The sequence below is a fragment of the uncultured Brachyspira sp. genome (assembly GCF_944390595.1).
Lineage (GTDB): Bacteria > Spirochaetota > Brachyspiria > Brachyspirales > Brachyspiraceae > Brachyspira.
This window is the reverse complement of record NZ_CALXRN010000004.1, coordinates 1-13,437: the sequence shown is the minus strand read 5'-3', so window position 1 is coordinate 13,437 and position 13,437 is coordinate 1. Positions and strand designations below refer to the sequence as shown.

14 protein-coding genes are annotated in these 13,437 nt (G+C 27.2%); 6 read left to right on the top strand and 8 right to left on the bottom strand.

The features are described from left to right. The 6 genes from Q0J90_RS00230 to Q0J90_RS00205 all read left to right on the top strand — a co-directional run. Nucleotides 1-514: hypothetical protein (locus Q0J90_RS00230; protein WP_297276007.1), on the top strand; the 514-nt coding region annotated here is incomplete at its 5' end. Between the two features lie 127 nt (nt 515-641). Then, nucleotides 642-1,040: a YbaN family protein gene (locus Q0J90_RS00225; RefSeq protein WP_297276006.1), complete on the top strand. Its 399-nt coding sequence runs from the start codon at nt 642-644 to the stop codon at nt 1,038-1,040. Nucleotides 1,041-1,050: 10 nt separating this feature from the next. Continuing rightward, a complete protein-coding gene (locus tag Q0J90_RS00220; RefSeq protein WP_297276005.1) occupies nt 1,051-1,653 on the top strand; it encodes a hypothetical protein in 603 nt (200 codons plus the stop codon). A 12-nt stretch (nt 1,654-1,665) separates the two neighbouring features. After that, the gene (locus Q0J90_RS00215; protein WP_297276004.1) at nt 1,666-2,223 is read left to right on the top strand and encodes a TetR/AcrR family transcriptional regulator; all 558 of its coding nucleotides are present in this window, start codon (nt 1,666-1,668) and stop codon (nt 2,221-2,223) included. 30 nt (nt 2,224-2,253) lie between these two features. Then, a complete protein-coding gene (locus Q0J90_RS00210) occupies nt 2,254-4,002 on the top strand; it encodes an ABC transporter ATP-binding protein/permease (RefSeq protein ID WP_297276003.1) in 1,749 nt (582 codons plus the stop codon). Nucleotides 4,003-4,035: 33 nt separating this feature from the next. After that, nucleotides 4,036-5,694 (top strand): amino acid ABC transporter ATP-binding/permease protein, encoded by a 1,659-nt coding sequence (locus tag Q0J90_RS00205; protein ID WP_297276002.1) that lies wholly within the window; start codon nt 4,036-4,038, stop codon nt 5,692-5,694. Between the two features lie 66 nt (nt 5,695-5,760). Here Q0J90_RS00205 and Q0J90_RS00200 read toward each other — a convergent pair whose 3' ends face one another. From Q0J90_RS00200 to Q0J90_RS00165, 8 genes are all read right to left on the bottom strand, one after another. Next, nucleotides 5,761-6,963, bottom strand: a complete 1,203-nt coding sequence (locus tag Q0J90_RS00200) for an ABC transporter substrate-binding protein (RefSeq protein WP_297276001.1) — start codon at nt 6,961-6,963, stop codon at nt 5,761-5,763. A 42-nt stretch (nt 6,964-7,005) separates the two neighbouring features. Next, a complete protein-coding gene (locus tag Q0J90_RS00195) occupies nt 7,006-7,812 on the bottom strand; it encodes an ABC transporter permease (RefSeq protein ID WP_297276000.1) in 807 nt (268 codons plus the stop codon). Nucleotides 7,813-7,827: 15 nt separating this feature from the next. Next, nucleotides 7,828-8,646, bottom strand: coding sequence for an ABC transporter permease (locus Q0J90_RS00190; protein WP_297275999.1), 819 nt, complete (start codon nt 8,644-8,646; stop codon nt 7,828-7,830). Further along, on the bottom strand, nt 8,643-9,701 hold the full coding sequence (locus Q0J90_RS00185; RefSeq protein ID WP_297275998.1) for an ABC transporter ATP-binding protein: 1,059 nt from the start codon (nt 9,699-9,701) through the stop codon (nt 8,643-8,645). The genes Q0J90_RS00190 and Q0J90_RS00185 overlap by 4 nt, the downstream gene beginning before the upstream one ends. 475 nt (nt 9,702-10,176) lie before the next feature. Then, nucleotides 10,177-10,578 (bottom strand): hypothetical protein, encoded by a 402-nt coding sequence (locus tag Q0J90_RS00180; RefSeq protein WP_297275997.1) that lies wholly within the window; start codon nt 10,576-10,578, stop codon nt 10,177-10,179. 103 nt (nt 10,579-10,681) lie between these two features. Then, complete coding sequence (locus Q0J90_RS00175; RefSeq protein WP_297275996.1) at nt 10,682-11,746, bottom strand: hypothetical protein; 1,065 nt, start codon at nt 11,744-11,746, stop codon at nt 10,682-10,684. A gap of 29 nt (nt 11,747-11,775) precedes the next feature. After that, complete coding sequence (locus Q0J90_RS00170) at nt 11,776-12,456, bottom strand: hypothetical protein (protein WP_297275995.1); 681 nt, start codon at nt 12,454-12,456, stop codon at nt 11,776-11,778. Then, on the bottom strand, nt 12,449-13,437 hold a 989-nt coding region (locus Q0J90_RS00165; RefSeq protein ID WP_297275994.1), incomplete at its 5' end, for an FtsX-like permease family protein. The genes Q0J90_RS00170 and Q0J90_RS00165, both read right to left, overlap by 8 nt.

The window sequence follows — 13,437 nt, the reverse complement described above, 5'->3', positions numbered from 1 at the left end:
TTCTTTAGTTAAAGCTAAAAGCATGACTGATGAAAAAGAAAAATATAATTATTTGAAAAATGCTATAAGTCAAAATAAGGATTATATAAAATCTGATGATGCTGATTATTTAATAAGCGTATCTGAGTTAATGAATTATATAGTTTATTACTGCGGAGTACCTGAAAAAATTTCTTTCGGTACAAAAAGTAAAGAAATATATAAAAAGATTTTGGAAAAGGATAATAAGAATTTCTTTGCTCTACTTGGAACAGCTGCAGGTTATATGCATGCACCGGAAATAGCTGGAGGAAGTGATAAAAAGGCTTTTGAATATTTTAATTCTGCTATGGAAAATGCTAAAGAAAAATACCAGAAATATTTATCTTATGTTTGGATGTCTCAATATTATTTTAAAGTAAAAGATGAAAAAAATTATCAAAAATATATAAATATGAGTAAAAGCATATATCCGAATGGAGAATTATTAAAAGAGGCATTGAATAGAAATGATACTAAGAAAAAACCTTTATAAAATATCATTTTTATATTGACAAATAATATTATTTTATTTATAATGAACAATGTTCAGTATAAATAAAATGATTAAAGGTTGTATTTTTTTATTTAATTATGAACATTGTTCAATCAGAGGTTTGATTATGAGAATATTATTTATATGTTTAGGATTTATATGTATGGGTGTAGGGCTTGTAGGAGTAGCAATTCCAATACTTCCAACTACTCCATTTCTTTTGCTTGCAGCTTTTTTCTTTGCAAAAGGCTCTAAAAAGTTCCATGACTGGTTTATGTCTACAAAATTATACAAAAAACATTTGGAAAGTTTTGTTACATCAAAATCAATGACGTTAAAATCTAAGCTCGCTATACTTATACCTGTTACAATAATGCTTATAGTAGCATTTATATTTATTAACAATCTTCATGCGAGAATAGCATTAATAGTTTTGATAATAGCTAAGTATTTATATTTTTTCATATATATAAAAACTATAAAGGAAGAAGAAAAAATACAGGCAAATATTGAAATAGACAAATAAGGTTACAATTATGAAAATCTGTAAATATGTTGTAATAATAAATATTATTTCTTTAAGTTTTTTTGATACAGTTTATACTGAAGAAGATAAAAAAAATAAAGTAGTTTCAGGTCTTGATAATAGATTTTTTTCTATAGGGCTTTACAGCAGTGCTGATACTATAAAAACTAGTGTTAATTTAGAATTTGGATTCAAATTATTTAAATATAATAATTTTGAAATGAAAAGCTATACTACTATAGTAGGTTCTAAAATATATGATGATAATCCTGATTTATATCAATTAGGTCTTACGCAAAAAATAACTTTTGGAGGAGTAGATGAATATAAAGATAAAATCAGCATATCAAGATACGGATTTGCTTTCGGAAGTTTTGGATTTTTATCATTTAATCCTAGCGGAAGTCATAAATTTTTATTTAATTATCCTTATTATTGGGAAATCGGAGGAGGTGCTGGATTTAATATAAATGTAAGCAAACATGCTGCCATAGTATTAGAATTTGGCGGAGGACTGCATGCTGTTATTGATGGAGATAAACTAGGATACCCTAGAAAAATCAATTCAGCTGGTTTTGGAAGAATAAGTATAGGTACTAGATATTATTTTTAACAGAGTATTTTTATGAACAATATAATAACATCAAAAGAAGATATATTAAAAGCAAGCAAAGAATTAATAAAGAAGAATGGACTAAATGCTATAAATATGCGTTCAGTTGCTGATGCTTCAAATATTGCTGTTGGCTCTATATATAATTATTTTAAATCAAAAGAAGAATTGACTATAGCAGTTATTGGAAGTGTTTGGCTTGATATATTCCATCCTTCAAATATTTGCTTGGAATCTGACAGTTTCATAGGAATCATAGATTTAATTTTTAAAAACTTGGAAAAAGGAAATAAAAAATATCCTAATTTTTTTACATCGCATTCTACAATGATTCTGAAGAAAAGTAAAAACAAAGGTATTGATAAGATGAACACTATTATAAAGCATATTAAAGAAGGATTATGCAAAACTCTTATCAATGATAAAAACATCAGAAATGATGCTTTTGATGATAAATTTACACGTGATGAATTCGTAGAAGCCATATTCGCATTTATAATGACTTCTATGGTTAATGGAAACTATGATAGTTCTTGTATAAAAGAAATAATTAAAAGAACTATTTATTAATATATAAAAATAAAAAATAAAGGAAAGTTTATGATCAATAAAAGGCTTATATCTTTGATGGGTAATGCAAAAAAATATATAGCTTGGCATGTTGTAATACAGCTTGTTAATCTTGCTCTTAATATAACAGCAGTATTTTTCATGGCAGATATTATACAAAAAGCCTTTCAAGGAACTATATTAAAAGAAGATATAATCAGACTATGTATTGCTATATTTGTAATAATAGTATTAAGATTTAGATTCAATATCTTGATGGCCAAAATGTCTTACCATGCTTCCGGAAGAGTTAAGCAAACTCTAAGAGAGAAAATATATTCAAAACTTCTTACACTTGGAAGCAGATATAAGGAAAAATTCTCAACAAGCGAAATTGTACAAATATCTATGGAAGGTGTTGATCAGTTAGAAATATATTTTGGAAGATATTTACCTCAGTTTTTTTATAGTATGATAGCCCCTATAGTTCTTTTTGCTGTTCTTTCTACTATAAGTGTTAAATCAGCCGTTATACTTTTAATATGTGTCCCTCTTATACCTATATCTATTATTGCTATAGTGCAAATTGCCAAAAGAATATTAAAAAAATATTGGGGAAGCTACAGCGACTTGGGAGAAATATTTTTAGAAGATGTACAGGGACTTACTACTTTAAAAATATATAAAGCTGATGAAAAGAAAAATAATGAAATGAATGCAGAAGCTGAAAAGTTTAGAATTGCTACTATGAATCTTTTATTTATGCAGCTTAATTCTACAACTATAATGGATATAATTGCTTACGGCGGTGCTGCTTTAGGAGTAATAATTTCTGTACTTGAGTATATGAAAGGAAATATAAATTTAGCAGGAACATTCACTATAATAATGCTTTCTGCTGAGTTCTTTATTCCATTAAGACTTTTAGGCTCTTTCTTCCATATAGCTATGAACGGAATATCAGCAAGTGAAAAAATGTTTGAAATACTTGATATGAAAGAAGATGAAAAAAGAGTTAATAATATAAATAAAGACAATGAAGAGATTACTTTTAAAGATGTAAGTTTTGCATACAATGAAGATAAAACTATATTAAAAAACATTAATATGACTATAAAAGAAAAATCATTTGTTTCTATAGTAGGCGTATCAGGTTCAGGAAAAAGCACTATTGCCGGATTAATATCATTAAAGAATGAAAATTATAAAGGTTCTATAAAAATAGGAGATATAGAACTTGATACAATAAATAAAGATGATTTATACAAAAAAATTGTTGTTGTAGATCATAACAGTTATTTGTTTGAAGGCACAGTATATGATAATTTAAAAATGGCTGGAAATCATATTACAGAAAATAAGATGAATGAAGCATTAAAGAAAGTTGAGCTTTATGATTTTTTACAGTCTGAAGACGGACTTAATACAAAAATCATGGAGAAGGCTGCTAATTTATCAGGCGGACAAAAACAGAGATTAGCATTAGCACGTGCTATACTATTCAATGGTGATATATATATATTTGATGAAGCTACTTCAAATGTTGATGTTGAAAGTGAAGAGAGTATTATGCAGGTTATAAAAGATATAGCAAAAGAAAAAACAGTTATATTAATATCTCATAGACTTTATAACTGCATATTATCAGATCATATATATTTCTTAAAAGACGGCATAATAATGGAAGAAGGAACACATAATCAATTAATAAATATAAACGGAGAGTATGCTAAAATTTTTAATGAGCAAATTAATTTAGAAAGTATAACAAAGGGAGAGAGTTTAAGCATAGCTATATAATTATAGTATGCTTATATAATAAAGGAGTTTATAATGCGTAGAAGCGGTATAAGAATTATGGCAGAACTTATAGGTTTAATTGCCCCTCTTATGCATGTTATGATATTAGCAATAACTACAGGAGTATTAGGATTTCTATGTGCTATATCAATAACTATATTGGGAGGATATGCAATATTAACATTTTTAAATTTAAGTTCTTTATTTACAATAAAAACAATATTTATAACTGTTTTAGTGCTTGCTGTTTTAAGAGGCGTATTTCACTATATAGAACAGTTAAGTAATCACTTTATAGCTTTTAAATTACTTGCTTTAATCAGAGATAAAGTTTTTAAAGCTTTAAGAAAATTATCCCCTGCTAAACTTGAAGGAAGAGATAAAGGAAATTTAATAGCACTTATTACAAGCGATATTGAACTTCTTGAAGTATTTTATGCTCATACAATTTCTCCAATAGCTATAGGAGTATTAACCTCTATAATAATGACTATTTTTATAGGAAGTTTTAATATTATATTAGGAGCTATTGCTTTTTTAGGTTATTTTACTATAGGTTTTATAATACCTTATTTTTCATCAAAGTTCGGTAAAAATGACGGTATGTCTTATAGAAATGACTTCGGAAAATTAAACAGCTATTTTCTTGACAGCTTATGGGGAATAAAAGAGATACTTCAATTCGGATATGGCGAAAAAAGAAGCAAAACTATAGAAAACAAAACAGATGATTTAATGCACCTTAATGAAAAATTAAAAAAATATGAAGGCATAATATCCGGACTTACTACTTCAGCTGTATCATTATTTACATTGGCTGTACTTGCAGTAAGCATAATAATATCAAAAGATACAAATACTAGTTTCGTTAATATTATAATACCAACTATAGCAATGGCAAGCTCTTTCGGACCTGTTATAGCACTAAGCAATTTATCAAATAATTTGTTTATGACTTTAGCAAGCGGAGAGAGAGTATTAAATTTACTTGCTGAAAAACCTATTGTTGAAGAAGTTTATAATGGAGAAAAAGATTTGAAATTCAGCGGTGTTGAATGTAATGATATATATTTTGATTATGAAGGCGAAGAAATATTAAATGATTATAATTTAGATATAGAACCTAATAAAATAATAGGAATAAGCGGTAAAAGCGGAAGCGGAAAATCTACACTTTTAAAATTATTTATGCGTTTTTGGGACATAAAAAAAGGAAGTCTTAAAATATCAAATACTAATATAAAAGATATCAATACAGACACACTTAGAGATATGGAAAGCTATGTAACTCAGGAAACTTCAATTTTTAAAGATACTATAGAAAATAATATAAAAATAGCAAATGCTGATGCTTCAAGAGAAGAAGTTATAGAAGCCTGTAAAAAAGCATCCTTGCATAATTTTATTATGACTTTGCCTAACGGATATGATACTAATGTTGGAGAACTTGGAGATACTTTATCCGGAGGAGAAAAACAGCGTATAGGAATAGCTAGAAGCTTTTTACACAAAGCACCTTTTATACTTCTCGATGAACCTACAAGTAATTTAGATAGTTTGAATGAAGCTGTTATATTAAAATCAATAAAAGAAAATACAAAAGACAAGACTGTTGTTTTAGTTTCGCATAGACTTTCTACTCTTAATATCGCTGATAAAATCTATAAAATGAAAACTGACAGAGTAAGTTAATATAATAGAAAAAGTAAAAAATAAGCATGCATATAAAAATATGCATGCTTATGAATTATGAACTAATTAATTTTCTCTTTTTTTCATTTTACGCAATACTATTATAACAACGCAAAGTAAAACTATAACACCTAAAGCAACAGGTATTACCCATCCTTTATAAGTAGAATCATTGGAAAGTATTTCATTCCATAAATCTTCCATTAATATGTTAGTTTCATCAGGTAAAGTTATGTAAACTTCGCAATTGTTTAGTGTTTCTTGGTCTGGATATATTATTTTGTTATTTTTAGTCTCTTCGCTCATAATAGCAATGGCTCCGTCATTTGGAGAAGCATAATTAATGTATTCTATATTAGCTAAAGCAATTTCAGGCTCGCAAAGAAAATTAATATACATCTCAGCTAATTCAGGATAACCGGAAGTTGAAGGTATACATATAGAATCTACAAATAAGTTAGCACCTTTTTTAGGTATAACAAAATTCAAATCAGGGTTGCTGTCTATCATAGATAGAGAATCTCCTGCATAATAAACACCGATAGCCGCCTCTCCTGCTTCCATTTTATCATATATTTCATCCATTACATAAGACTGTACTAAAGGTTTTTGTTCTTTTAAAAGTCTTGCACATTCTCTCAATTCTGTTTCATTAGTAGTATTAAGTGAATATCCTAAATATGCCTGAGCTATACCGAAAGCATCTCTAGGGTTATAATACATAAGTATTTGACCTTGATATTTTTTATCAAAAAGTATTTTCCAATCTATCATATCGGAAGTTTCACTTACTAAAGTTTTATTATAAATTATCCCTGTCACTCCCCAAGTATAAGCTACAGAGTATTCTCCTGTAGGATCGAAAGGAAGTTTTGTAAATCTTGCCGCTATATTTGTATAAGCCGGTATATTATTATAATTTAGTTTTCTAACTAAATTTTCTTTTATAAGTCTTTCTATCATATAATCAGAAGGTATAATAATATCGTACTGAATACCGCCTACTTTTAATTTTACATACAGCTCTTCATTTGAGGCAAAAGTAGAGTAATTAACTTTTATGCCTGTAAGTTCTTCAAAAGTTTTGTTTACATCAAGAGAACCTTCTGAACCGTCAGATATATACTCTCCCCAGTTGTAAACATTAATAGATAAATTTTGCCCTTTAAATTTGTGATAATAATTAGTGTCAAATTTGCCAAGATCAACTGTCTGAGCAGTTACAGATACAGCAATTAACATTAAAACGGCAAAAACCTTTTTTTTCATTTTTATCTTCTCCTTTTAATATTAAATTTATTAATTAAATTATTATTTATGTATCTTTCTTTTAAGCTGAAGCAAATATTTTTCTTTCTTTATTTCTTTTAAATTCATAATAACAAGACTTACAAGAACCACTATAAATATAACAGTGGATATAGCATTAATTTCCGGACTAACACGTTTTCTAGTCATAGAATATATTGTAATAGGCAAAGTCTGAGATGTTATTCCAGATGTAAAATAGCTGACAACAAAATCATCTAATGAATAAGTTAAAGCCATTAAAAAACCAGCAAGTATTCCAGGAAGTATATCAGGTATAACAACCTTCCAAAAAGCCATTGAAGGTGTGCATCCTAAATCCAATGCAGCCTCATATAAACTATTATCCTGCTGTCTTAATTTCGGCAAAACATTTAATATAACATAAGGTACATTGAAAGTTATATGAGCTAAAATCAAAGTAGTAAATCCGAATTTTAGCTTCATTATTACAAATAACAGCATTAAAGATATACCTGTTACAATTTCCGGATTGATAATAGATATATAAGTAACTCCCATAACTGCATTTTTCATTTTTTTATTGAAACTATTAATACCAATTGCTGCCATAGTGCCAAGTATAGTAGCAAGTATTGAAGATATAGAAGCTACTATTATAGTATTAAAAAATGAATGAAGTATCAAATCATTAGAAAATAATTCTCTATACCAATTTAGTGTAAAACCAGTAAACACACCGCGTCCTCTAGCTTTATTAAATGAAAAGAAAATTAATATTGCTATAGGAGCATACAAAAATAAAAATATAAAAGCAATGTAACTTCTTGATAGTATTTTCTTTATCATAACGGCATATCCTTATTATAAAAACATACCCTTAACATCATCATCTTCTTCATCTATCTGCTGCATTAGCATGATAGCACATAAAGATATTACGATTAATACCAAACTTATAGCTGAACCTAAATTAGGATTATAAGACATACCTAAAAACTGCATCTCTATTAAATCACCTATAAGTATATTAGCCCCTCCGCCAAGCATACGCGAAATTACGAATGTACTTACCGCAGCTACAAACACCATAGTAACGCCTGCAGCCATACCTGGTAAACTTAATGGAAATATTATTTTACTAAATACATTGAAAGAATTAGCTCCCAAATCTTGAGAAGCCTCAATTAAACTTTGATGTATTTTTGTCATAACAGAATAAAGAGGAAGTATCATAAAAGGCAAATAATTATAAACCATACCTATTAAAACAGCTGCTTGTGTATTTATAAGCTGTACAGGTGAAAGCCCCATAAAAATCAAAGCCTTATTTATTAATCCGTTATTTTCTAATATGCTCATCCAAGCATAAGTTCTAAGAAGGAAATTCATCCACATAGGAAGCATTACAAGCATTATTAAAGCATGCTGAATAGTTTTTTCCTGTCTTGATATATAATATGATAAAGGATAAGCAAGTATCAAACATATCACCGTAGAAACAGCAGCAAGTATAACAGAACGAACTATAACAGGAGTAAATGATGTAACACTTGCAAAGTTATTGAGAGTAAAATCTCCTCTTTGATTGGTAAAAGCAAAATATATAACTAAAAAAAGCGGTACTAATACAAAAACTAATGTCCAAATTAAATAAGGTATTGCAGGTATTTTTGTCTTCATATTATCACCTCTTCTACAGTTTTTTTCATAATATGTATATTTTCTTTAGCAATATCTATTCCTATTTCAGTACCGGCTTCCCATTTCTCCGTAGAATGTATTATCCATTTATAACCATGAGCATCAAGTATCATTTCAAAATGCACGCCTTTAAATATAGCAGACTCAACCAATCCGGATATATTAGCATTTTCAGGAGGAACAACTATTATATCTTCAGGACGAATAACAACATCAACTTTTTCTAGCTTTTCAAATCCCTTATCCACACAGTCGAATATATATCCTGCAAACTCAACAACATAATCATCATGCATAATGCCGTCTATAATATTACTCTCTCCAATAAAGTCTGCTATGAATGCATTTTTAGGTTCATTGTATATATCTTCCGGAGTGCCTATTTGAAGTATTTCGCCGTCTTTCATAACAGCAACTGTATCACTCATTGTTAATGCTTCCTCTTGGTCATGAGTTACATATACAAAAGTAATTTCTAATGACTGCTGAATTTTCTTTAATTCTATTTGCATTTCTTTTCTTAGTTTTAAATCCAATGCACCCAAAGGCTCATCAAGAAGCAGCACTCTAGGTTTATTAATCAATGCCCTTGCAATGGCAACTCTCTGCTGCTGACCGCCTGAAAGTCTGGCAATATTTCTGTTTCCGTAATTTTCTAAGTTTACCATTTTAAGCATTTGACGAACTCTTTCTTTAATTTCTGATTTAGGAACTTTTTTAAGATTAAGTCCGAATGCTATATTTTCAAAAACATTTAAATGCGGAAACAATGCATATCTTTGAAAAACTGTATTAACTTCTCTTTTATAAGCCGGAGTATCATTAATAACTTTTCCGTCAAAAAGTACTTCTCCGGAATTAGGTTTAATAAAACCTGCTATAGTTCTAAGTATAGTTGTTTTACCGCAGCCTGATGGTCCTAAAAGAGTTAAAAATTCTTTATCTTTTATATCAAGATTGAGATTTTCTAATATAGAGTTTTCTTCATAAGAAACATTGATATTTTTTAAAGACACGATAATATTATCGCCCATAAACAGCCCCCTATGCGTATATTTGCAATAGCCTCCGTAAAATTACGTATATACATATTAACGTATAAAACGCAGTTTACTCGTCGCTTACCCGCATAGGGTTTTTTTCGTTCTAGCTAATTATATAATATAATAAGCCTTTCTTAGTCAACAGATACACCTGCAAAGAATATCCATTACTCGAGCTATTGCATAATTATTTTTTATAGTGATTTACTATAATACAAATAAAAATAATGTCAATACTATATAAAATATTTTTATAATTTTTTATACAAATAAAAGAAGAGGCTTTTTATAGCTACATTATTTCCATAAAACTTTTATTATTCTTTTGTTATATTAAGCGAACTCATTGTATTTATATAAATATATTTTTCACTATGTCAATATAAAATTTTCACATTTATTAAACTTTAAAAATTAGACTTTTATATTATCATTATTTTTATCAAACTTTCATTTATTATACAGATTATTCTTTTTCTAAAGTAAATGAACTTCTTAATTCTCCTTCTGTATAATTATTCATTGTAACTGCTGTATCTGTAAATATAAATTCAATATATACCGCTTGACCATTTTTAATAACTGTTTTATTTTTATAAATATTATCTGATACTTTTATAATCATATCATTTGTCATAGTTGCACTATATATTTGCTTTCCATTTACAATACTACTTAGAGTTATACCTTGTTCATCTACTACTATTTTTATATCAGATTTTATTCCTTGATCATCTTCTGACATAATATAAGTACCATACCATTTAGAATCTACAGGCGTACCATATGTGTATTCATTGCCGTAGCTTAATAGATAATAATTTAGTGCAATTAAAATAAATAAGATTTTAAAAATACTATTATTCATATAACCCTCCTATGGTATACGATTATACATATATATTTTACTATGTCAATATAATTTTTTTTATAATTAAAATATTATGCTTAAAATTAATAAGAATATAGCTTTAATAGTTATATTCCAATGATATTTCAAAAGCATGTTCTAAAATTTCATTGCTCTTGAAAGGAGTATAATAATTAAAAGTAAAACTAAAATTATTATAATTGATAAGAAGTTTGGCATTTAAATCCATTTTATAATTAGGAGAATGCGAGAAATAAGTTATTATATTAAATAAATTATTAAGGAAAGATAAATAAAGCCCTACAGAATAAAATGAATGACTATCCTCATAAAAATATTCTACATAAGGACTAAGTATAAAATCATAATTATAAAGAAAAGTATAATTAATACCTAATAAACTTTTTATATCATTAAGGCTTTTTCCTATATCATTGCTGCTTAAAATATTATAAGTAACATTTCCATAAAGTTTAAAGCCTATATCAAATATATATGAAGTCTCAAAACCAAGCATTAAATTATTTTTCTTTTGTAAATCATAGGTGTATTTTGCTATACCCATTAAACCCAAATGAGATGAAGAATATTTTAAATAATACCAAGAAGTATAATAGTTCGGCTCTTTTAATAAATCTATTGATTTAGTGTCTGTAATGAATCCTATAGAATGAGTTATATTTCCCTGATAAAAATTAAGCTCTGTATTATATAAAGCATCATAATCATTATAAAGTACACTTTCACCTACAAACATATATTGTCTGTTGAAACCTTCTCCGAAATGAAATTTTCTCTTTCCTATATAAAAGCCTAAAATTTCATTTATATAATTAAATTGTATTTCATCAAAGTTAAAAGAAACATAAGCTTTATTATCATATTGCTTTATAAGACTGCCGTTATCATAAATAAGTTCTCTATTGTCTTTAGTGTATATTCTAACTGCCGGCTTGAATGAAAAATAAAAATTATTACTAAGATACTCAAAACCTAGATAAAAATAAGTATCATTACTTAATATTGAATTTGGGATATATTCACTCTCTTTTAAATCTATATAATTAAAACTGTTCTTTATACCGAATTTAGGTGTTATATCAGCAAATGCTATAGATGATACAGCAAATATAAAAAATGTTAAATATATTTTTATACGATACATTTATTTAATATATACCAAATTTTTTATTATCATTTAAATAAACTAAAAAGCATTTTCATATTCTCGCTTCTGAAATATGAGCTTGACGAACTTGAAGGTTCTATTTTTGATATATTACATACTGTACTTGTATTGGTATTAATAATCAAATTATAAAATTCCATATCATTAAAATAATTGCTGCTTACTTTGTATACACCTCTTTTCAATACCTTTCCTCTATTATCAAAAAAATCTATACTATATCCGCCTGCAATTTTTTTGAGTGCAGCCTTAGCATAAGGAACGCTTCTATTTTTCTTTACTAAATTTACTTCTTCATTACTCACAACTTTATCAAGTTTATAATCATATGTAAAGTTTATAGACATCAAATCATTCATATTGGCAGCACCTGTAACAACATAGCTTCCTGAAATTTTTAAAGGAGAAACCTGATTCCTTGACTGCACAAAAAATCCCTGATTATTGGCAAGAAAAAGAGTATTATTATTTTTTAAATACATCAATTTATAATCTTTTCCTACTATCATATCAAAATTATTAACAGTTTTTTTTCCGTCTTTTATATCAGTAAAAGTTCCGGACATCTTATAACTTTTTCCGTCTCTGTTATAAATTTTAACAAAATCATCAAATATATTCTGACTATACAAATTAAAAGATAAAACACTTATTATTAATAAAATTTTTATTATTTTTTTACACATACTTTATTACCTCTATTATAGGCATTCTAATAACCTTTATTATTGGATAAATACCTGCTAATATTGATACAGATAATACCCATGCAAATATTAAAACAGTATCTTTAAATGTTAATAATAAACTTAAAGGATAGCCGTCTGTAGCACCTGGAAATTTCATTATAAAATTTGAAGCATTTAATATACTAGAAGCACTGTAAGAAATAATTATTGAAATAACAGAACTCAATACCGCCATTATAATAATTTCCAAAAATAAAAGCAAAGTTACATTTTTTATATTTATTCCTAATGCACGCATAGTACCAAATTCATTTAAACGCTCTAAAAAATTTGTTGTAAGCATCTGCATAACTGAAACAAATACTAATATACTTAATATAAATAATGCTATCAAATAATTATTAGTATTCATATCAATAACCGAAAGTAAAAATGCATTCAAATCCTTCCAATCTTTAGCCTCATAATTTAAATTGTTTTCATTAAAATATTTATTAAGATTATTTTTTATTTCTTCTGCCTTTTTATAATCTTTTAAATATACGAGTAAATTATGAGCATTGCCGTATTCAAGACCAAATACTTCATATACAGCATTAAGAGGGCTATATATTGTAATTGCATCAGCAGCTCTATTATTTAAAGACATTGAACCTACAGCCATTAAAGAACCTAAATTTATACCTTCTCCGAAATCTGTCATTAAATTTAAATAAGGCTCTTCATCATAATTAAGATTAAAAAACTCTCCCAAGTCTTTGCCTAAAACCATTGTATTAATATCATCATCGAATATAGGAGTACCTGCTTTTAGTGAAACTGATGACATTATTTTTGAAGGCTTTTCATAGGCATAACCTGAAAAGAATTTACTTTTATTTTCATTACCTACAAGTCCGCTTATATCAAGTTTTTTCTGATAATCATTAACTTCATTTATTGTATCTAATTGTTTATAAATTACTTCAAAATCATTAT

Excerpts from the sequence above, each read along its gene's own strand:
- Q0J90_RS00225 (WP_297276006.1), top strand. The coding sequence starts at position 642 with ATGAGAATATTATTTATATGTTTAGGATTTATATGTATGGGTGTAGGG.
- Q0J90_RS00220 (WP_297276005.1), top strand. The coding sequence starts at position 1,051 with ATGAAAATCTGTAAATATGTTGTAATAATAAATATTATTTCTTTAAGT.
- Q0J90_RS00215 (WP_297276004.1), top strand. The coding sequence starts at position 1,666 with ATGAACAATATAATAACATCAAAAGAAGATATATTAAAAGCAAGCAAA.
- Q0J90_RS00210 (WP_297276003.1), top strand. The coding sequence starts at position 2,254 with ATGATCAATAAAAGGCTTATATCTTTGATGGGTAATGCAAAAAAATAT.
- Q0J90_RS00205 (WP_297276002.1), top strand. The coding sequence starts at position 4,036 with ATGCGTAGAAGCGGTATAAGAATTATGGCAGAACTTATAGGTTTAATT.
- Q0J90_RS00200 (WP_297276001.1), bottom strand. The coding sequence starts at position 6,963 with ATGAAAAAAAAGGTTTTTGCCGTTTTAATGTTAATTGCTGTATCTGTA.
- Q0J90_RS00195 (WP_297276000.1), bottom strand. The coding sequence starts at position 7,812 with ATGATAAAGAAAATACTATCAAGAAGTTACATTGCTTTTATATTTTTA.
- Q0J90_RS00190 (WP_297275999.1), bottom strand. The coding sequence starts at position 8,646 with ATGAAGACAAAAATACCTGCAATACCTTATTTAATTTGGACATTAGTT.
- Q0J90_RS00185 (WP_297275998.1), bottom strand. The coding sequence starts at position 9,701 with ATGGGCGATAATATTATCGTGTCTTTAAAAAATATCAATGTTTCTTAT.
- Q0J90_RS00180 (WP_297275997.1), bottom strand. The coding sequence starts at position 10,578 with ATGAATAATAGTATTTTTAAAATCTTATTTATTTTAATTGCACTAAAT.
- Q0J90_RS00175 (WP_297275996.1), bottom strand. The coding sequence starts at position 11,746 with ATGTATCGTATAAAAATATATTTAACATTTTTTATATTTGCTGTATCA.
- Q0J90_RS00170 (WP_297275995.1), bottom strand. The coding sequence starts at position 12,456 with ATGTGTAAAAAAATAATAAAAATTTTATTAATAATAAGTGTTTTATCT.